The following is a 19,561-nucleotide window of genomic DNA, read 5'->3' on the forward strand; positions in this document are numbered from 1 at the left end:
AGACTACATATGGAAAATCACACGGCGCTGCAGGCGATGCAAAGCGAAGGTTGCGACGGAGAACATCACCAGCACCGTGACACAGGCGACCAGGTAACTCGACATCGGCGGCGCTTCGCCGGAGATCAACGGGCGGCGCACCGTTTCCAACAACGCAGCCAGCGGGTTGTAATCCGCCATCCAGCCGAGCCCGCGCTGCCGGAGCAGGTCTTCTGGGATGATGATGGGCGTGGCGTAAAAGAGAATCTGTAGCCCGACTTCGAGGATGTGAAAGGTGTCGGGAAAATAGACGTTCGCCAGCCCCGTCAACGTGGCCAGCGACCAGCCAAATACCAGCAGCAGCAGCAGCACGGGAACAACCGTGGGCAGCATGGCGAGATTGTCGAAACCGCGCAGCGCCCACGTGAGCCCGATGACGACCGACAAAGCGATCAGCAAGTGAAAGCCTGCGCCAAGTACGACTCTGAGCGGGTAAATGGCCATCGGCGCGGGATATTGGCGGATGTAGGCCTCGCCCTGGTAAAGGCTTTGCGCCCCCTGCAACGCCGACGCGCTGACGAAGCCCCAGAACGCGAGCCCGCCGAGAATTTGCGGGCCGAGTTCTTTAAGATTCATGCCGAACAGGTTGCAATAGACGGTACAAAGCACTGTGGTCATGGCGATCGGGTTCAGCAGCGACCAGCCGATGCCGAGCATCGATCGCCGGTAGCGCGTTCGCAAGTCCATTCTGACCAGCGAGAACCAGAAATGGCGGCAGCGCCAGATGGAAGTAACGTATGCGTTCATGGGAGTTTCGCCCGGTTTCGATGGCTTGATGAATTCAGTGTCGCAATCCGGCGTTGCTAGGCGGCCTTGGCGTGTGGGAGCGTCGAGGTTGATGAATATTTGCGGTGCAGGACTTCGTTGATGACCTGGCGGTATCCCAGTGCGGCGACCGGGTAGGTGGCATATTGGCGGACCCAGCGTTGCGCGTTGCGACCAAGTTGCGACCTCGCGGCTGGATTTCGCAGCAAGTGTTCCAGCAAGGCGACAAGCTGCGGCACTTCGTTTTCGTCGACGTCGGCCTTCCAGCAGACGTCGTCGGGAAAGTCCGCGAACTGCTGGTAGTTGCTCACGATCAGCGCTTTGCCTTCGCCCAGGGCGCGGATCATCGTCCCGGAGGACTCGCCCATGCTGGGGCCGCGTAGATTGAGAACAACATCGCTCAAGCGAATCAGCGCGTCGAACTCGGCGTCGCTGAGATAGCCGGTGCGAATGACGTGTTCGTCGAGCTTCAGCGCTTGGATACGCTCCTCGATCCGCAATTCCGGATCGAGCGACTCGCCACCGACGACTAGGCGGACGGCGTAACCGCGATCGACCAGACCCCGGATGGCGGCCAGCACGCTGGGAAGTCGCTTGAGTCGATTCTGAAAGCCCATCGTGCTCACGACGAACATGTCCGGCGGAACGCCGAGGCGTTCACGCAGACCGCGTTGCGCCTGCTGATCCTCGTGCTGTGTGCCGGCCCGCGAACAGAGCGGCAACAAGCAAACGTGCGGAATACCCGCCAATTGATCGCCGGCCCAGCGGCTATGGACGATCGTCGCGAGACTACGCTTGAGGATCGCCTGGCACATCGGATAGTCGAAGACATTCGTGTGGCCCGATTGATATTCCTCCGGCGACTTGCCATGGCTCTCGCGCCAAGCCTCGTAGAATAGATGTTCGTCCGGCGTTTTCAGGAAGGCGTGTTGCAGGAATGGATGGATGTTGAAATCGTGCAGCACAGTGACGCCGGGGCAGTGCCGCGCGACGCGATAAATCTCCGTGTGCATCTCGCTGTTGTTGCCCAGGTGGTAGATGGCCGTATCGAAAGAGGCGTGCGCGGCCGTCAAATCCTGGATGGGCCGCACGGGGAGGCCGTAAGTCTCCTGGGCGGAATCCGGCTGCGGTAGAAAAAGCGTGAGGTCGAGGAACTTGCGCAGTTCGTCGACGAGGCCCAGACTGTTATCGGCGATGCCGGAGCGTTGCGGGACCCACGGCGAGGCGTAGGCGACGCGCGGGCGCTGGTCGCCGACGGCTTGAACGGATACGGTTTGTTCGACGGCGATCCAGCGGAACGCGCGGCTGTAGGCCGCGGCCGCGTCAGCCCAATGAAACGTGCGCGCTCGTGCGACAGCGTTTTGTCGCAGCTTCGCGTCGTGTCGCGCGTGCAGGGCGTCGCTCAAGGCTCGGGCCATGTCGCGACGGTCATCAGGCGCGCAATAGAAGGCCAGTTCGCCGGCAACTTCGGGGATCGAAGAGACGCGCGTCGTGACGATCGGCAGGCCGCAGGCCATGGCTTCGAGCACAGGCAGCCCAAAGCCTTCGTAGCGCGACGGGAAAAAGAAAGCCGCCGCGCCGCGATAGAGGCGTGGTAATTCTTCGTCAGCTACGAAGCCCAGCATTTCCAGGCGATCGGCAACGCCCAGCCGCGCGGCCAACGCTTCGTATGCCGCTTTCGATTCCGGCGTGTACGCGCAGGCGACTACGAATCTCAGCGCGGCGTGCTCCTGCGGCGCACCCTGCACGAGCGTGGCGAACGCTTCGAGTGCGCCGTCCATGTTCTTGCGGACATCGAAGCCGCCCATCATCAAGACATAGGGCGACGCATCGTTGACGACCGGCGCACGTCGCGGCTGAAAGCGCGCCAGGTCCACGGCCAGCTGAATCACGCTCGAGCGGTCGGCGACGGTGGAATCGAAGCGAAGGTAGTCCTGGCGGGCGCTTTCCGAGATAAACAGCAGTTGCTCCGCCCACCGAGGCAACGCGCGCAGGCGGCGTAGATATTCGTCGCGCGCGGCGCTCGGCCAGCGATCGAGATACGTCTCGCGCATCGTCCAGGGAATGAGATCGTACACCGTGGCCGCGATCGCCGGTCCCTGGAGTTCGGTCGGCAGCACCACGTTCGGCATCAACGGATTGGCGCACCAATAGACGTCGATCCGGTGTTCGACGCAGGCCTTTTGCAATGCTGCGCTGTAAGTGATGTGCGGGACCGGATCGCCGGCGCGGGGCGGCGCGACCTCGATCTGCCTGACGCGCCGTTGTGCGGCTGGTTTGAGAGGCAGCGGCGAGTGCGCATTCGGCGTCGTGACAAACCACTCAGTGGACGGATCGTGCGTGATCAAATGATTGGCAAGCTGCGTCAACACTACGCCGATGCCGCGCCGGGCTTCGTGCGTGTGGAACGTCTGGCCGTCGATCAAAACGCGCATGATTAGGCGGCTCCCTCGAGGAAGCGGTCGATCACGGCGTCCCAGGCGTATTCGCGTCGCACGAACTGGCGGCCGGCCTTGGCCATGCGCTGCCGGGCGGATTCGTGTTCCCCGATTTTCAGCACGGCGTGGAATTCTTCACTCGCGCCGACCGCCGCGCCGCCGCCACTGCGCCGGCAATGACCGCTGGTCACAGGCGAGCGGGCCGAGACGATGACCGGAATACCGGTCAGCCAAGCCTCCATCACGACGATCGAAAAACTCTCGTTGACGGAGAGATTCACCAGCCCGGCGGCCTGTGCCATGACGAGGTATTTGTCTTGTTCCGGCAGGAAGCCGAGGTCGCGAAAGCCGGACTCTTGCGGCACGAGCGAGGCGTCGCCGCCGCCCAGGAACAACAATTCCTCGCGTCCGCCAGCGGCGCGGTGTTCGCGCATGTAACGGATAACTTCGTTGAGGTTCTTGCCGGGATCCTTGCGGCCGACGTAGACGACGTAGCGCTCGGGAAGTTGATAGCGCCTGCGGACGTCATCGAGCGCGGTTTGATTGTCGAGCGTCGGTTCCAAGCCGGAAGGAAGCTCGCAGCCGACGCCCGCGACCGGCGCTTCGACAAGCTTCCGGCCTAATCGATTGCCGAACAGCCGGATGGCGAGTGACTTTTCCGCTTCACTCAAGAAGCAGTGGCCACTCGCCGCGGCGAACATTTCCGCCGTGGTTTCCCAAAACGCCTGCGGTTCGTCATGCAGGCAAGGCAGGAGCACGAATCGCCCCGCCGCGGCATGACAGGCGGCGTCGACCAAACCTTGCGTGAACGGCAGCCCGACGACGACCCGTCCGACGGAATGCACCCGCACATGGTTCACGAGCGCATCGCTGTTGATCGTATGTGTGACGAACTGCCGCTGCTCTGTAGGCGAAAGTTCCTTGCGCTCGATTAAGCGGGCGTTCATCGCGTGATAACGGTCTTCGCCATCCGTGTTGACGGGAAAGCGGCGTACGGTGACGCCGTGGAGTTGTTCGGCGCCGACGGACAGCGTATTACGCCACCAGTTGTCGAAGGGGGCGCGGCAGCACGTGGTCAGCACTTCCACATCAAAGCCGCGTCGCGCGAGTTGTTCGGCCAACGTACGCGCCGCCACCTCCGCACCGCCAGCGAAGTGGCCGTACCAGGGTGTGACGAAAGTAAAACGTGGCGCTTCCATGCGCTGTGTGGTCGCCCTTTCAATGGCGTGTGGCAAAGACATGCGGCGAAAGCGTCGTACGGCCGCTCGGCGTCGGACCTTCCGTTTTGGAGCTCTCCTGAGTTGCTTGCGTTCGTAACGCGGCCACCGTGCGCTCCAAAAGCTGCACACGGGCTTGCAACTCCAACCGCGCGGCCTCCTCTTCCTTGAGACAGGTCACTGCCGTCCGCAGCGCTTGCAACAGTCCATAGTTGACCTGTCGCTGCGGCGCGGTGACGACGCGGGCGAGATACAAGACCACGCGCGACGTGAACCTCGCCAACCTGCGTTTGAATCGTCCGAAGCGGACGAACTCCGGCACCTGCGTGCCCACGAGCGAAGCGTTGCGTTCGACTTCGGTGAGCTGCGTGAGCACCGCGTCGCGCTTGGCGCTGCACGCACCCGGCGTCGGTCCGCCGAAGATGCCGTGCCGCGAAGCTTCGCCGGCGCCGGAACGAATCTCCAGCAGCAACGTCTCGACGTCGACTTCGGTCGGAATGGCGTCCAGCAAGTGCATGGCAACCGGCCCCTCGACTCAGGATGGGTTAGGCGGCCATACGCTTCGAGCCGCCGTGGCGTCCCGATCGTTGCAACGCCGCGAGATCGGCGTCGACCATCATCGTGACCAACTCGCGGAAACCGACTTCCATCGTCCAGCCCAGCTCGCGCTGCGCCTTGCTGGGGTCGGCCCACAACAGGTCGACTTCCGCCGGGCGATAGAACTTGGGATCCACCGTGACGTAGTCGCGGTAGTCGAGTCCCACGTGGCTGAAGGCGATGGTGACGAACTCTTCGACGCTATGCGTCTCGCCGGTGCCGATGACATAGTCGTCGGCCTCAGGCTGTTGCATCATCAACCACATGGCGCGAACGTAGTCTCCGGCGAAGCCCCAATCGCGCTTGGCCTGCAGGTTGCCGAGCCGCAGCTCGTCCTGCAAACCCAACTTGATGCGGGCCACGGCGTGCGTGATTTTGCGCGTGACGAATTCCAAACCGCGGCGCGGCGATTCGTGATTGAACAGAATGCCCGAACAGGCGAACATTCCGTAGCTTTCGCGATAGTTGACCGTGATCCAGTGCCCGTACACCTTGGCGACGCCGTACGGGCTGCGCGGGTACAGCGGCGTGGTTTCGCGTTGCGGCACTTCTTGCACTTTGCCGAACATCTCACTGGAGCTGGCCTGGTAGAAGCGAATGCCGGTGTCGACCAGACGAATCGCTTCCAGCATCCGGGTGACGCCCAGGCCGGTGCATTCGCCGGTCAGGATCGGCTGGTTCCAACTTGTGGGAACGAAGCTTTGCGCAGCGAGATTGTAGACCTCGTGCGGGCAGATGTCGCGCATCAGGTGGATCAGGCTGGCCTGATCGAGCAGATCGGCTTGATGCAACTGGAGGCGGTCCTTCAAATGCGCGACGCGTTCCAGCGTATCGGTGCTGGCGCGGCGGTGGGCGCCGTGAACTTCGTAGCCTTTGCTGAGCAGAAGCTCGGCGAGATACGAGCCGTCCTGGCCCGTGATCCCGGTGATGAGCGCCGTCCTTGGCATGACCACCCTTGCAGAAGTTTTTTGATGCACGAATCGGCCGCCGTCGCGGAGCGGGACGTGAATCTCGGTGAGCGTTGCGGCCGCGTCGCGCTTCCATACCCGACGCTATGCCGGGGGATCATAATTCGCCGTCGCGCGGCGTGTCAACGTCGGAAAATGATCGAAGTTACGCCAAATTAAACCTCATGCGACTTTGAGCCACGGGTCGATACAGTCGCCGCGGGGACATTCCCGAACTACTCTTCCCCCCAAATCGGATTTGTGGTGACATAGGGCGCTGGCGGTCCCCCGCCCCCCGACGGAACCTGGTGTGACGCGTGATCAACTACGAATTCTAGGTAACTGGCGCGATGCGGGTATTGCTCAACGGCATGTCGATGCTGGGACGCCTGACGGGAGTCGGGCAATACGCCTGGCGCTTGGCGGAGTCGTTGGATCAGCTCCCTGCCGTCGAAGCGGTGGACGTGTTCGAAGGGCGGCGGATCGTGCCGTGGAAATCTTTTCACGCCGGCGCCCAAGCCACGGAACGCGTCGATCGCTATGAGCGTCTGAAGTGCTGGGTGCGCGAACACGCGCCGTTTGCCCGGAACCTGGTCGGCCGCCTGCGTGCCGCCAGCTTCGCGCGGCAGACCCGCGGGCCGCACTGGAACGTCTACCACGAACCCAACTACATTCCCCAGGAATTCGCCGGCGCCACGGTCACGACCGTCTGCGATATGTCGTACTTACGCTGCCCCGAATACTTGCCGCAGGACCGTCTCCGCTGGCTCCGTCAGCGTTTGGAAACCAGCGTGCGCGGCAGCGAGGCGGTGATTGCGATCAGTGAATTCACACGCAGCGAGTTGCTGGATTTGTTCCCGGGACTGGAACCGAAGAAAGTGCATGTCACGCCGCTGGGCGTCGACTTGGAACGGTTCGACGCAACGAGTGACGACGATCAACTCGTGGCGATTCGCGCGCGGCATCGGCTACCGCCGCAATTCATTCTGTATCTCGGCACATTGGAACCGCGCAAAAACTTGCAGGGACTGGTGGCCGCATTCGGCCGTCTGCCGATGCGGTTGCAGCGCGAGTTCCCATTGGTGCTGGCCGGCATGTCCGGCTGGAAGCAACACTACTTTCGCCCGGCGCTCGACGCCCTGCGGCGGCGCGGTTTGGTGCATGAGTTGGGGTACGTGAGCGGAGCGGAGTTGCCGTCGCTGTTGCGCGCGGCGACCGTGTTTTGCTTTCCCAGTATTTACGAAGGGTTTGGGTTGCCGCCGCTGGAAGCGGCCGCGGTGGGCACGCCGGTCGTCGCGAGCAATTCGTCGAGCTTGCCGGAAGTACTGGGAAACGCCGCGGTATACGTCGACCCGTTGAGCGCGGACAGCATTGCCTCGGGACTGCGCGAAGTGTTGGAGAGCCATTCTTTACAGCTGAAACTGCGCGAAGCCGGGCCCGCCCGCGCTCAGCAGTTCACCTGGCGACGCTGCGCGGAGCGCACCGTCGCCGCCTACGAACATGCTGGAGCCTAGGCTTTGTCACAACGGAAATTCAAGAATCAAGATGCTCCTCTGTAGTCGAGGTCTGTGACCTCGGTAGTGCGGAATTCAGCGATTTTCGCCGCCCCACCGAGGTCACAGACCTAGGCTACAGAAGATCGCGCCTCCGATCACTTCGCAAGGAAGCGAATCACGGAAGTTCAAGGATGAATGACAGTACAGTACGAATCGCAAATCCAGCGGTGATCCGGCCGCAGGTCGGGCAAGGAACCTGGCCGCAGCGCGGATCGTCCGCGGCGCGGACGGAATTGCCAGTGGCTGGCGGACAGGGTCGCGTGGTGTTCAAGCGCTGCGTGGACCTGGCGGCCGCTTCGCTGTTGTTGCTCGTGGCCGCGGTCCCCATGGCGCTCGTCGCGGCGTTGGTGCGGCTGACCAGCACCGGCCCTGTATTCTATCAGCAAGAGCGCGTCGGCTTGCACGGCCGCGTGTTTACGCTTTGGAAGTTTCGCACGATGCGGATCGACGCGGAACGTGAAACCGGACCAGTCTGGGCGAAGCGGAACGACCCGCGCCGTACGTTGGTCGGCACGGTATTGCGTCGCTTGTGTATCGACGAACTGCCGCAACTGTTCAACGTTTTGCGCGGCGAGATGAGTCTGATCGGCCCGCGTCCGGAACGGCCGTGCTTTGTCGAAAAGTTTTCGACCGAGATGCCGGAATATCCGCGCCGCCACGCGGTGCTGCCGGGCTTGTCCGGTTGGGCGCAACTGAACGGGCTGCGCGGCGATACGTCGATCGCCGAGCGGTTGGAGTACGATTTGTATTACGTCCGCAATTGGAGTTGGACGTTCGACGTGTACATGATCTTGATGACGCCTTGGCGCGTATTGAACGACAAGAATTCTTGCTGAGCGCCGGCCCAGGCCGCGGCTCGCGAGTGCGGAGATGGTTTCGATGCCTCGCCACGGATGGCTGACGATTTCGTTACTCCTGACGCTGGCCGTCGACGTTTACGTGGCGGCCCGCTCGCCGGCGATTGCGCCGGACGGAGTGACTTTCATCGAAATGGCCCGTGAGCTGCAACGCGCTCCGCTCAACGTGATGCGCGCGCAGGATCAACATCCCGGCTATCCGGCGCTCGTGGTCGGCGCGCATGCGATGTTGGCGCTCGACGGCGCCGATGAGTCACTACGGCCGTCGGCCGGTAAATGGATCGTCGCTGGCAAATTAGTGGCGATCGCCTGCGGTCTGGGTTGCGTCGCGCTCGTGTGGCTGATCGCGCGGCGGATGTACGATCGACACATCGCCGATATTACCTCCCTTTTGGCCGCAGGACTGCCCGTTCTGCGCCAAAACGCCGCCGACGTGCTCAGTGACACGCCGCATCTATGCGCGTATTTGCTTGCCGCATGGTGCCTGCAGGAAGGTTTCGCACGGTCATCGCGACGCTGGTTTCTGGCCGCCGGCATGGCGAGCGGCTGCGCCTTCTGGATTCGTCCCGAAGGACTCAGCGTGGCGATCGTCGGCGGATTTCTCGTTGCGGTGTCGTTCTGCCTGGGACGCCTGCCACGACGTCAGACCGCGCTGTACGGCATGACACTGCTGTGTGGCGTGGGCATGATCGCCGGACCGTACGTGGTGCTGACGGGCAAGTTGACCAGCAAGAAAGATCCACTGGCCGCATCGCAAAAGCCCGTAGCTTACGAGATGCCATTCGTCGATGCGCAGCCCACGCCGAGCGCGAGCGCCGCGCCAACGGTGCAGGTGGCGTCCGCCATCGAAGTGACGCCCGCACCCAGCGGCGACTGGTCCCCGCGCGTCGTCGCCGCCGCAAAAAAATACTTCGTCGAGCTAGGCTACGGCTTCGGCTACGTCGTGTGGATTCCCTGGGCGTTCGGGCATTTTGCTCCTGGGCGGAAGCGGCCGCTGGGTTCATCGCTCGGCCTGCTCGCATCGCTGGCGATGTTGCACTCAGTGCTGCTGATTTGGTTGGCCTTGATGGCCGGCTACCTAGGGCACCGGCATGTGATGCCGATTGTCGGCGTCGCGTTTCCTGCAGCAGCGGCTGGGATTGAATGGTTGGGCCGGCGCGGCGGCGAGTTAGTGCGACGTCCGCATTGGGCCCCGCAATGTGCCTTTGCGATCAGTCTGACGCTCGTGGCGGTCGCGATTCCGTTCAGCATTCGCCAGATTAATTCGGTCGCCAGCCCGATCGTCACGGCCGCGGACTGGATTCGCACGGAATCCTCGTCGCGCCAAACGCTGCTGGCGAACTCGCGCTATCCGCGGTTGTATGCCGAACTGAACGGTCCAATCTTCGGCGTCGACGTCACCGATCTCGGCGGCGCGCTGCAAACAGTGCAACCAGACTTTGTGCTGCTGGACGTCGATACACGCGCCTTTACGCCACCCAGCGCGGCGGAACTGGGCGGCGCCTACGAACCGGCCTTCGAGACGCGCGGCGAGGGAAATCGCACCTGGCACCGCGTACTGGTGTTTCGCCGTGTCTCGCCGACGACTGCCCCGGAGCTACGCGCCTCCGGCCCGAATGGGCTCCGGTAACGGGTCAGCATCGCTTGCCGCGCGATCGACACTTCCGCCAAGCACCGCGAGCCAACGACCTGTTGTGTTCGCCAATGCATGCTTGCGACGCACATCCTCCGCGGCCGCCTTTGATAGCGCGCGCCGCAGTTCTTCATTCAGCACCAGCGTGCGGATGGCATCGAACCAGGAATCGGCGCTGTCGCCCGTGAGGATGCCGGTTTCCAACTGCCGCACCGTGCCGGAATACGCCGGCGCGTCCGAGTAAACGCCCGCCAGGCCGAGCGCACTGTAGTCGAGAAACTTGATCGCACTCTTCGCCGCGTTGAATGGGCAATCGCGGAGCGGCGCGAGTCCGATCTGCCACCGCGCGCGACGCCGCAGCCAACGCACGAAAGCCGGGTACTCGCATCGCGCCGAAGGAATTCGCAGTTTTCGAAACCAGTCGCTGCGATGGCCGAGCGCCACACAGCCAATAACCTCGAAGCGCACGCGATCGCCGAACTCGCGCAGCAACCGCCGCGCCGCTGGCGCCACAATTTCCAAATCCTCGGCGTGCGTGCGCGTGCCCATTAAGAGCATGCGCAGCGGAGAATGCGAGCCGACATCTCGATGATCGCGACCAGGCGTGAACCACAGTTGCTCGTCTACTGCGTTCGGAATGATCTCCACGCGCGACGTGCGCGACTCGAGTGACCTCGCCAATTCTTCGGTGGGGACGCTTACAGCGTCCGCGCTCTTTAGCAGATAATCCAGCGCCGGAAGCAGGCGACGATATCGCCGTCGCTCCGGATGCTGGGAGGGCATCGCCCATAGATCGTCGTCAAGTTCGACGACCAGTCGTTGCCCTCGCCGGCGACACGAGTCGATAACAGCCTTCGCTTGCGAAAGGTCCGCAATGCCCGTGCGCTGAACTAGAACCACCTCTGCATCCGTGGGCGTGGACGCGGCCGCGGCGCCATACGAGAGTTCAATGCGATCCTGCAAAGTTGGATGGCGCAGCGGCAGCAAGACGCGTAGATAAGCAGAGCCGGGCCAGCCCGATGCCGATCGTGGCAAGACGGCGTGGACGCGCAGCACGTCCGCTCGGCGCGTGGTTGGGATTGCGGGCCGCGTCGACATCACGGTGCGTGCCGCGGCGCGCGACGGCCGTTTGTCCAGCAGGCGCTCGAACAATGTCAACTCAGATCGTGCGGCCGATTCAATGGAATAGTTGCGTGCCGTGCGCACGCCGGCGGCCGACAGTTTTGCACGAAGCTCGTGATCTTCTAGCAAGCGTTCGACGACCGCGAGGCAGGCGGATTCATCGCGCGTATCGACAATCAGCGCGTTTTCCTCGGGAACCGCATATTCGCGAACGCCCCCCTCGCTGGGAAGCACGACCGCGGCGCCACAGGCCATCGCTTCCAAGCCTGTTCGGCCGAAGGCCTGGTAGTCGGAAAAGTCCACGCAGATGTCGCATCGCCGCAAGAGATCGGCAACCTGTTCGCGAGTCAATGGGCCATGCCAACGTTCGTTCGCATTGGATTGCGCGGCGAGGTTCGCACATTCCTCGGCCGAAGCGCCAAAATAATGCATCTCAATGCGATCATTGCGCAATTGCAACCTGCGTAGTACGCGCAAGGTACGCACTGCGCCGCGATACGGCGTTCCGGGGCGAATCATCGCGGCAATGCGCAACGGGCCATCGCCCGTGGCGCGATCGGCGGGAAAATACACCGCATGGTCGAGGCTTGCCGACACCGGATGCACTTCGACGCCATGCCGGCGTTGAACCTCGTCGCGAATCCAGGAAGTCTTGGCGAAATGAACCAGACCGGGCAGGCAGCCGTAACTCCGGCGTGCTTCGCGCCAATGCCGCGAATATCGGGCGAAGAACCTGGGCTCGTAGTCCTGTACATAGTACGCCGGCAGAATTGCCGGATGTGCTTGCACAATGCGGCGCAAATCGCGGAGACTGAAATAGACGGTAGCGACCGCGACGTCGAACGCGCCGGCAAATTCAATCAGTTCAGATCGTTCGCGATAAGTAAAAAACAATCCGTCGGCGAACCAGCGCGGGTATTGTCGCCGGAACTCGTCCGCGAAGCGTTCCTCGATCGCCACGACGGCCCGCGCGCCGAGTTGACGCATGCCCATCGCCTCTTGCACGACGGAATGGGCGCCGCCGCCGCCGCCGCGCACGGGCAGAAGAAATAGCACGCTGGGCAGTCTTTTCGTTGCGAGCGAAGTACCGGCTGCGATGCGATTGGCAATCGCCTGACGTACACGTTCTCGCAAGACAGCAAGCGTTGGCTCAATTCGAAGGTATTCGACGGCACTCGCGATAGCAGTCGCGCCATGTTTGCGGCGCAAGGCTACTTGCCCGCGCGCCGTCAATTCCCTGCGCTTCGCGTTACCGTAGCTTTGCGATTTCGCGTGATAGACGTAGGCGTCGTGGGCCACGGCGAGTTGAAAGCCGGCGGCCGCGGCGCGGAGGCAATAGTCAGTCTCCTCACCATAGCCGTCTGGGAACGCGGCGTCGTCGAAGTGTCCGATCGTTTCCCACACGGCGCGTTTCATCGCGAGGCAGAAGCCGTTCAGCAATGGAACGCGAGGATAGGCTCGCTCAGCGACACACGCGAGTGTTTCCGCCACGTCGTTTGCGTTCCAATGTTCTAGCAGCGCATTCACGGCCCAATCGCCGTTGGCTGCGAACCGCTCAGGAACCGACTGCCAACTCGCCGCATTGGAGACCGGCCCCGCGAGGCCGATGTCCGGATGGCTTTCCAAACAGACCAGCAAGCGCCCCATCCAGCGGGGCGTGGCGACGGTATCACTGTTGAGCAGCACGACATAGTCGCCGCGCGCCGCGCGCCAGCCGCGATTCGCGGCGCGCGTGTAGCCTTGTCGTTCATCATTGCGGAGGAGAACCGTGTTGGCTCGTTGGGCCGCGAATTCGCTAAGCAAGGAAGCGCAGTCATCATCCGAGGCATCGTCGACGAGCAGCATCTCGTGCCGAGCATCCGTGTGCGTTGCGAGCGATTTCAGGCACTCCGCCACGCAGGATGCCGCGTTATGCACCGGAATGACAATGCTGGCGAACTTACTTCGATCCAAGGCCGGCAACGCATCGCGCAATGTTGCCGAACTCGCGGCGTCGTGCCTCGATGCCCGCCATTGTTCATGCTGACGGAAGACATCGCGAAACAGTTCCGTCACCAGCGGCGCCGAGCGATCGCGCCGCCACACGGAGATCGCATTGCCGAGCAGGTTCCCCACCCGCCAACGGCGCGTCGCCAGCAGAGCGTCGATACCGCATCTTAGTTGTTCCAGCCAGCAACTCAGAGCGTTCGCATCGCGTTCCGCGCGTTGCAGCTTGTGCTGCGTGTCGCGCAAACGCTGCGCGGCGAGCTGTTCCCTAGCCGTCAATTGCTTTAGTCGATGTTCGCGCTCCGCCAGGCGCGTCGTCAGACGCTGTTCGCGTTTCAGCGCCTTGGTAAGCGCCGCATCGCTCCGATCGAGCCGGCCTGCGCTTCGCGCCGCCATCTCGACTTGTGATCGCAGGATAGTAAGTTGCGCGTCGTTGGGTGTTGCTTCGCCGCAACACTGCGACGGAATGTCGATCTGCGCATTTGGATCGCGCTGATGCTTCGCCGTGAGCACTTCACCCACGCGGTTCCAGTGGGACGCGAGCATCTCGCGTGCCGCGGTTAAGTCAACAGCCGTAGCGATCTTCGCCGCTGTACAGGCTGCTTTCCATGACGTTGCCAGGCAATGCTCCGCGCCGATCTGCCGCAGGAAACCGGAGAATTTTCGCGGGCCGCTGCGTTCTTCGGTGGCCACGCACACGGCGGGGCGGCCGAAGGCGATGGCCGTGATCAAACCGTGCAGCGACGAGCCGAGGTAGCACTCGCACCGGGCGAGGGCCGCGACAATCGCCAGAAACTGATTCGGACCATCGACCACGATAGGCCTTGTACGCATCGAGCTCGCCACGCGACGCGCGAGTTCGTCGTCGCCGTGGCATGGACCAAGCGCCAGCAGTAACGCCGTTGCCTGACGGGCTTCGCAGAGTTGATCGAGCCGCGCGCCAAGTGACTCGATTGATTCACGCAGGTAGCGTTCTTTGACATGAACGGCAATGGTTCGCGTTGCCGGATCGCACTCTGCCAGCAAGGTGCGGTACGCGTCGTCGAGTTGAGCGTCGCTCCAGAGCGCATTCACATCGAGCGCCGTATCTGGGACGACATGAATCGTTGTCTTGACGCCCGATGCGCGTAAATGCACTGCGCTCGTTTCGTCGCGGACCGCGAGGTAGTCGACGCGACCGGTCGCCCCGCGCAATAGTTCTGCGGCGCGGCCATCCAGCGGTCGTGGCACGCCCGGGGCATTCCAGATCAGCGGGGCGGCGTCCCTTGCGGCGAGTTGCGCGGCGCCGAGCCACAGTTCCGCATACGCAGTCTCCGCTAACCAAGGGCGCGATTGGTAAGCTGACAGTTGGGTCGGCAGGGCGTGAACCAGGTGCCCTCCGCCGAGAACAACGGCGTCGAACCGCCCATGTTCGAAGCGCTCGCGAACCGGAATCGTTCGCCGCGCGTCCATCCAGACAGGCTCACCGCCGAGCGGAGAGAAATGCACGAACTCAATCTCAGTCGGCGACGTAACCTGGGCGCGAACGCGCAGTTCGAGAATCAGCGGGAACAACAGGTCGCCGAAGTTGGCGACGTCGAACGTCCCGAAGTGTGCGATGCGCACGTGGCGGCACTCCGTTGCGGCGCGAGTTGGAAGTCGTCAGTGTTCAGTAATTCAATTCAATGTGCGGATTCTTGGCTCAGTGATTCGGTGAGGATTTCCCAGAGGGCGTCGAGGGATTGTGGGATCGATTTCACCCCGGCGAGAGCCGGCATGAAGTTCACGTCGCCGTTCCAGCGCGGCACGATGTGCCAGTGCAGATGGCCCGGCAGGCCGGCGCCGGCGACTCGTCCCAAGTTAACGCCGATGTTGAAGCCCTCCGCGTTCATCAACTTTTCGATCAAGGAGACCATCGCCGTGATTTCTTGCATCAGGCCGAGATGTTCGGCCGCCGTCAATTGGTCGAGGCGGGCTTTGTGGGCCAGCGGCGCGACGAGCAGGTGGCCGTTGTTGTACGGATAGCGATTCAGAACGGTCACGACCGCCTCGCCGCGCCGCACGATCTGGTGTTCGCGATCCGCCCGATCGGCCACCCCGCGACAGATAAAACATTCCCGATCGGCGCCGGGCAACCAATTCAGCTCCGCGGTCGCCCGGGCGGGAGCTTCGGTTTCGCCTTTGATGTAGCCCAATCGCCAGGGGGCCCAAAGTTGTTCGAGACGGGTCATGGGTATCCTGTCGACGGAATCAAGTTGTGCGCGAATCTACCCCCCGCCGCTTGGAGCGGCAAGGGTTGCGGCAATCCGCATTGATGGCCGCTAAGCCCAGGGAAGGCCACCGAAGATCGTTCCATCGCCCTCGATCTCTAGGGCCTTCCCTGGGCTTGGACGACGATTGATCTGTTCGCGACTCACCGCGTTCGCACCTTCCGCTTGAACCGATTTCACTCCCCGATTAGCCTGAGACCATGATTCTGCTCATCGATAACTACGACTCTTTACCTACAACCTCGTGCAGCGGTTGGGAGAAATCGACCCGGCGATCGAGCTCGAAGTGCATCGCAACGACCAGATCACCGTCGACGAGATCGCCGCCCGCAAACCGACCCATTTGATCGTTTCGCCTGGGCCTTGCACGCCGAAAGAGGCGGGCATTTCGTGCGCGGCGATCGAACGCTTCGCCCCACAACTGCCGATCCTGGGCGTTTGCCTGGGGCATCAATCGATCGGCGAAGCGTTTGGCGCGGAAATCGTCCGTGCGCCGAAACTGATGCACGGCAAGACCGACCTCGTACATCACGACAACCGTGGCCTCTACCAGGGCTTAGAAAACCCGTTCCGGGCCACGCGGTATCACAGCCTGATTATTCGGCCTGAGACGCTGAGCGACGATTTCGAAGTCTGCGCCTGGTGCGATTCCCCAGATGTCGGCCGGGAAATCATGGGGGTCCGCCATAAGCGGTATCCACTGCACGGCGTGCAATTTCACCCGGAAAGCTTCCTCACGGATTGCGGCATCGAACTCCTCCGCCGCTTCATCCTGCTTTAGCCGAGGTCTGTGACTGCGCGTTCCTCACATCTCGGAAGGAACCACGAAAGGCACGAAAGACACGAACGTCTTGGATATTTGGCACGGTTGTGGTGGCCAATCCATGGCCGACTTTCGAGCCGACATCTAGTCGGTTCTTTCGACGACGCCCCTGCTTTAAATCGCGTTCGTGCCTTTCGTATTTTTCGTGGTTGCCTCCGGATTCCCGAATAAAGAGAAGATAGTCCGTCGAGGTCTGTCACATGGACTAAAGCGATTGCATCACTGTGCCCAGACAATGAACAGGGTCTGCTTAATCTCTTCGCGGCAGCCTTGGCATGGCACGGCGTTCTCAATGGCCTGCTGACTTGACGGCACGTCACAAGTCGTTAGCCAACAGCAACTTGAGAAAATGTTCCGAATCACTCTCAAGTTCGGCACATCGCTTGCTTTTCTGCTGTGCCGTGGGCGCGCGATGCGCGGATAGCGAGCGAGGCGCCTCGCTCGCTGATCCGCGTCGCTCCTGGAAACAAGAAGACGAGACGAACGCATTCTCCCTACTCCGACCGCCGGGTGGTCCGGCGGTGTCTGACGAGGCTTGGCTCTTGCCTGGGCCAGAAGGTTGCCCCGTTGGCTTGGATGGACGCTCCGCCTAGTCCATCCAAGCCAGGGGCTTCTTTCTTTCTGGATGCCGCGTTGGTGCAGCGGATTGGACACCCGCTGCGGAGACCGAACGATGAACGCGGCCTGACGACTTGGGCATCCCAGCCATGCGTCAGGCCGCCTTCATTACCACTTCGCCTTGAGCCTGCCGCGCTGGTGGGCTACGATCAGTTAGACGCTTTGCCAAGTTCGCATTCCGCCGACAGGTTTCGCTCTTTGTCATGAAGCTGATTATCGCCATCATCCAGCCGAGCCGTTTGGAAGCCGTGAAGGCCGCATTGACGGAAGTCGAGGTGTTCCGGCTCACGGTGATGGACGTGCAGGGCTTCGGCCGGCAAAAAGGGCACACCGAGGTCTACCGCGGCCACGAATTCACGGTCAACCTACTCCGCAAGGTACAGCTCCAGATCGCCGTCAACGACGATTTCGTCGAACCGACCGTAAACGCCATCATCAAGGGCGGCCGTTCAGGCGAAACCGGCAATATCGGCGACGGCAAGATCTTCGTGCTGCCGCTGGAGGATTGCATTCGCATCCGCACGGGCGAGCGCGGCAAAGAAGCCATCTAGCCGGTCGCATCGCGACCAGCCGATTTCGCTCCGCAATGGTTGCCGAACCTTCGCAACCCATACCGCCTGCGCAGCTTATCGCGTTATTCTCGGAATCCGCGGCAAAATCGAATTCCGTCGCTTGATCGGCGACAGATCACGCGGATAATTCCACGAGATTTGGCCCAGAATTGGCTCAAGTTTCGCTTACCAATGAACCGACAGCCATCGCCCTAACGTATGTTTGGGGAACGTCGGTGCGCGTGGCGCAAATTGGGGCACGCTGAGAACGGCTACTTGCGAGGAATTGCTACCATGAAAAACACGCTTCTGTTGGCGGCCGTCTTGGGCCTGAGCTTCACGGGCGGCGCCGCTTCGGCGCAATCGGCGGTCGAGGTCTACAGTCCGATCGTCGAATCGACCGTCACCACAGTCCCGTCGGAGACAGTCGTTACGTATTCGCCGATCCTCGAAGGAACGACCACGGCGACCACCGTCGAGGCTTGGCGTCCCGTGACGAATTATAGCCCAGTCGTGACGGCATCGCCGACCTACACGACGACCTACAGCCCGGTGGTGAATTACGCCACGCCGGTGACGACCTATCGCGCGGCGACCAGCTATGCCGTGCCCGTGACCGCTTACCGGCCCGTGACGACGTACAGCCCCGTCGTCAACTACGCTTACAGCCCGGTCGTCGCCTATAGCCCGGTGGTGTCGTACGCTCAGCCGGTCAGCGCGTACTACTATCCTGGCGCGGTGGTCAGCACGAAGGTGTACTACCCGGGCCAGCCGATCCGAAATTTCTTCCGCGCGATCACGCCGTAAGATCGCGGAGACCAACCGAATCAGCCCTGCCAAGCGCGGGGCTTTTTCTTGCGCTGTTAGAACAACGCTCCCCTCACCAAGAAGTTGACGGCTATGTGGGAACAACTCGGAATTACGTCACCGGATTTCGCGCAGCTCGGGCAACTGTCAGTTCGCCTCGTCGTGGCGTGCGCTTTGGCGGCGATCCTGGGCTTGGAACGTGAAGCCCGCGGAAGACAGGCCGGACTTCGCACCCATATGTTGGTCGCGTTGGGCTCGGCGCTGTTCACGGCCATTCCGTTGCAATCCGGCGCGGCCAGCGTGGGCGAGATCGTGAAGGGGATTACCGCGGGCATTGGCTTTCTGGGCGCAGGTGCAATCCTCAAGCAAGAATCAGCCAAACGCATCAGCGGCATCACGACAGCGGCCGGCAGCTGGACGACAGCCGGGATCGGCTTCACCGCCGGCGCCGGCTTCATCGGCTCAGCGATCGTGGCGACCGTGTTGGCGTGGCTGATTCTTTATCCGCTCGACGGCGTCGCCGATCCATTACGGGACGACAATCTGCCGCCGGAAGAAACGAAGCCGAAGCAACACGCCTAAGTTCACTCCTTCCGCGGCGGTAATGCTCGTTGCACTTCCTGCAAGACGTCGAGTTGGATGCGCTGAATCTCCAACAGCCGTTGCCATTGGTGCGTGAGCAGCATATCGAGCTTGGCATGTAAATGGCGGATTTCGAGTTCCGCCTTGAGGTTCACGCGGTAGTCGTGTTCCGCCCGCATCCGGTCGCGGTCTTCCTGCCGTCGCTGGCTCATCAGGATCAACGGCGCTTGCACCGCCGCCAGGCACGATAGCGCCAGGTTCAGCAGAATGAACGGAAAGGGATCGAATGGCTTGGTCAAGAGCATCGCATTCACCGCCATCCAAGCCACACAAACCGCCGCGAACGAACTAATGAACCACCAACTGCCGCCAAAAGTGGCGACCTTGTCCGCGACGCGCTCGCCCAACGTCAATTCACGATCAAATGCCTCGTTCAGATTCTGCGAAAGCAATTCCTGCTCGCGCAAACTGCGCAAGACTTCGCTCTCCAACGACGAAAGTTCGCCGCGCTCGCTTTCCAGGGTGTCGCGAATGTACTCGTGGCGAAATCGGTCCAGGTCCGTCTGGCAGATGTAGCCGGTTGCAGCCCAACGCGTGCCAGATTGCTCGATCAGTTTCACGACCGTCGGGCTGACCAGCGCGCCCGGCGTCAGCTCGCCGATTGGCTTGGCTTGCCCACAGACCTGGCACGTTTCAGTATTGGGCATTGCGACGTTCTTTTGCTCGGCGAGTCGGCGGTGCTTGGGTTGGCAATAACGGTGGGTGGCTGGGGTC

General features: G+C 62.2%; 14 protein-coding genes and 1 pseudogene. 7 read left to right on the forward strand and 8 right to left on the reverse strand.

Annotation, left to right across the window (positions count from 1 at the left end; all coding sequences use genetic code 11):
* Positions 1-3: 3 nt before the first annotated feature.
* From SGJ19_04005 to gmd, 5 genes are read right to left on the reverse strand one after another with little or no spacing between them, the layout of a single operon-like run.
* Complete coding sequence (locus tag SGJ19_04005; protein MDZ4779398.1) at positions 4-786, reverse strand: ABC transporter permease; 783 nt, start codon at positions 784-786, stop codon at positions 4-6.
* Between the two features lie 56 nt (positions 787-842).
* The gene (locus tag SGJ19_04010; GenBank protein ID MDZ4779399.1) at positions 843-3,239 is read right to left on the reverse strand and encodes a glycosyltransferase; all 2,397 of its coding nucleotides are present in this window, start codon (positions 3,237-3,239) and stop codon (positions 843-845) included.
* Positions 3,240-3,241: 2 nt separating this feature from the next.
* Complete coding sequence (locus tag SGJ19_04015; protein MDZ4779400.1) at positions 3,242-4,441, reverse strand: glycosyltransferase family 4 protein; 1,200 nt, start codon at positions 4,439-4,441, stop codon at positions 3,242-3,244.
* Positions 4,442-4,460: 19 nt separating this feature from the next.
* Positions 4,461-4,976 (reverse strand): hypothetical protein, encoded by a 516-nt coding sequence (locus SGJ19_04020; protein ID MDZ4779401.1) that lies wholly within the window; start codon positions 4,974-4,976, stop codon positions 4,461-4,463.
* Positions 4,977-5,004: 28 nt separating this feature from the next.
* A complete protein-coding gene (gene gmd, locus SGJ19_04025; protein ID MDZ4779402.1) occupies positions 5,005-6,003 on the reverse strand; it encodes a GDP-mannose 4,6-dehydratase in 999 nt (332 codons plus the stop codon).
* Between the two features lie 350 nt (positions 6,004-6,353).
* Between gmd and SGJ19_04030 the strand changes: the two genes are divergently transcribed.
* The 3 genes from SGJ19_04030 (at position 6,354) to SGJ19_04040 (ending at position 10,046) form a co-directional block, all read left to right on the forward strand.
* Positions 6,354-7,517 carry a glycosyltransferase family 1 protein gene (locus tag SGJ19_04030; protein ID MDZ4779403.1) on the forward strand — a complete coding sequence of 388 codons (1,164 nt, stop codon included), beginning with the start codon at positions 6,354-6,356 and terminating at the stop codon, positions 7,515-7,517.
* 173 nt (positions 7,518-7,690) lie between these two features.
* Complete coding sequence (locus tag SGJ19_04035; GenBank protein MDZ4779404.1) at positions 7,691-8,395, forward strand: exopolysaccharide biosynthesis polyprenyl glycosylphosphotransferase; 705 nt, start codon at positions 7,691-7,693, stop codon at positions 8,393-8,395.
* Positions 8,396-8,438: 43 nt separating this feature from the next.
* On the forward strand, positions 8,439-10,046 hold the full coding sequence (locus SGJ19_04040) for a glycosyltransferase family 39 protein (protein ID MDZ4779405.1): 1,608 nt from the start codon (positions 8,439-8,441) through the stop codon (positions 10,044-10,046).
* Here SGJ19_04040 and SGJ19_04045 read toward each other — a convergent pair.
* Together SGJ19_04045 and SGJ19_04050 are read right to left on the reverse strand one after the other, a co-directional pair.
* Entirely contained in the window at positions 10,014-14,762 is a 4,749-nt protein-coding gene (locus SGJ19_04045) for a glycosyltransferase (protein MDZ4779406.1), read from the reverse strand. The genes SGJ19_04040 and SGJ19_04045 overlap by 33 nt on opposite strands.
* A gap of 56 nt (positions 14,763-14,818) precedes the next feature.
* Complete coding sequence (locus SGJ19_04050; protein MDZ4779407.1) at positions 14,819-15,367, reverse strand: HIT domain-containing protein; 549 nt, start codon at positions 15,365-15,367, stop codon at positions 14,819-14,821.
* Positions 15,368-15,606: 239 nt separating this feature from the next.
* Here SGJ19_04050 and SGJ19_04055 point away from each other — a divergent pair.
* From SGJ19_04055 to SGJ19_04070, 4 genes and pseudogenes are all read left to right on the forward strand, one after another.
* Positions 15,607-16,187 (forward strand): annotated as a pseudogene (locus SGJ19_04055) (aminodeoxychorismate/anthranilate synthase component II).
* Between the two features lie 863 nt (positions 16,188-17,050).
* Positions 17,051-17,398 (forward strand): P-II family nitrogen regulator, encoded by a 348-nt coding sequence (locus SGJ19_04060; protein MDZ4779408.1) that lies wholly within the window; start codon positions 17,051-17,053, stop codon positions 17,396-17,398.
* A 294-nt stretch (positions 17,399-17,692) separates the two neighbouring features.
* Complete coding sequence (locus SGJ19_04065; GenBank protein ID MDZ4779409.1) at positions 17,693-18,205, forward strand: hypothetical protein; 513 nt, start codon at positions 17,693-17,695, stop codon at positions 18,203-18,205.
* A 93-nt stretch (positions 18,206-18,298) separates the two neighbouring features.
* Complete coding sequence (locus SGJ19_04070) at positions 18,299-18,787, forward strand: MgtC/SapB family protein (protein ID MDZ4779410.1); 489 nt, start codon at positions 18,299-18,301, stop codon at positions 18,785-18,787.
* Between the two features lie 2 nt (positions 18,788-18,789).
* Here the strand turns inward: SGJ19_04070 and SGJ19_04075 are convergent, their stop codons facing one another.
* Positions 18,790-19,494 carry a DUF1003 domain-containing protein gene (locus SGJ19_04075; GenBank protein ID MDZ4779411.1) on the reverse strand — a complete coding sequence of 235 codons (705 nt, stop codon included), beginning with the start codon at positions 19,492-19,494 and terminating at the stop codon, positions 18,790-18,792.
* Between the last annotated feature and the right edge of the window lie 67 nt (positions 19,495-19,561).

The organism is Planctomycetia bacterium (genome assembly GCA_034440135.1).
Lineage (GTDB): Bacteria > Planctomycetota > Planctomycetia > Pirellulales > JALHLM01 > JALHLM01.

Coding starts and splice junctions, on each gene's coding strand:
- SGJ19_04020 (MDZ4779401.1), bottom strand. CDS start 4,976: ATGCACTTGCTGGACGCCATTCCGACCGAAGTCGACGTCGAGACGTTG.
- SGJ19_04015 (MDZ4779400.1), bottom strand. CDS start 4,441: ATGGAAGCGCCACGTTTTACTTTCGTCACACCCTGGTACGGCCACTTC.
- SGJ19_04005 (MDZ4779398.1), bottom strand. CDS start 786: ATGAACGCATACGTTACTTCCATCTGGCGCTGCCGCCATTTCTGGTTC.
- gmd (MDZ4779402.1), bottom strand. CDS start 6,003: ATGCCAAGGACGGCGCTCATCACCGGGATCACGGGCCAGGACGGCTCG.
- SGJ19_04035 (MDZ4779404.1), top strand. CDS start 7,691: ATGAATGACAGTACAGTACGAATCGCAAATCCAGCGGTGATCCGGCCG.
- SGJ19_04010 (MDZ4779399.1), bottom strand. CDS start 3,239: ATGCGCGTTTTGATCGACGGCCAGACGTTCCACACGCACGAAGCCCGG.
- SGJ19_04065 (MDZ4779409.1), top strand. CDS start 17,693: ATGAAAAACACGCTTCTGTTGGCGGCCGTCTTGGGCCTGAGCTTCACG.
- SGJ19_04050 (MDZ4779407.1), bottom strand. CDS start 15,367: ATGACCCGTCTCGAACAACTTTGGGCCCCCTGGCGATTGGGCTACATC.
- SGJ19_04075 (MDZ4779411.1), bottom strand. CDS start 19,494: ATGCCCAATACTGAAACGTGCCAGGTCTGTGGGCAAGCCAAGCCAATC.
- SGJ19_04070 (MDZ4779410.1), top strand. CDS start 18,299: ATGTGGGAACAACTCGGAATTACGTCACCGGATTTCGCGCAGCTCGGG.
- SGJ19_04060 (MDZ4779408.1), top strand. CDS start 17,051: ATGAAGCTGATTATCGCCATCATCCAGCCGAGCCGTTTGGAAGCCGTG.
- SGJ19_04030 (MDZ4779403.1), top strand. CDS start 6,354: ATGCGGGTATTGCTCAACGGCATGTCGATGCTGGGACGCCTGACGGGA.
- SGJ19_04040 (MDZ4779405.1), top strand. CDS start 8,439: ATGCCTCGCCACGGATGGCTGACGATTTCGTTACTCCTGACGCTGGCC.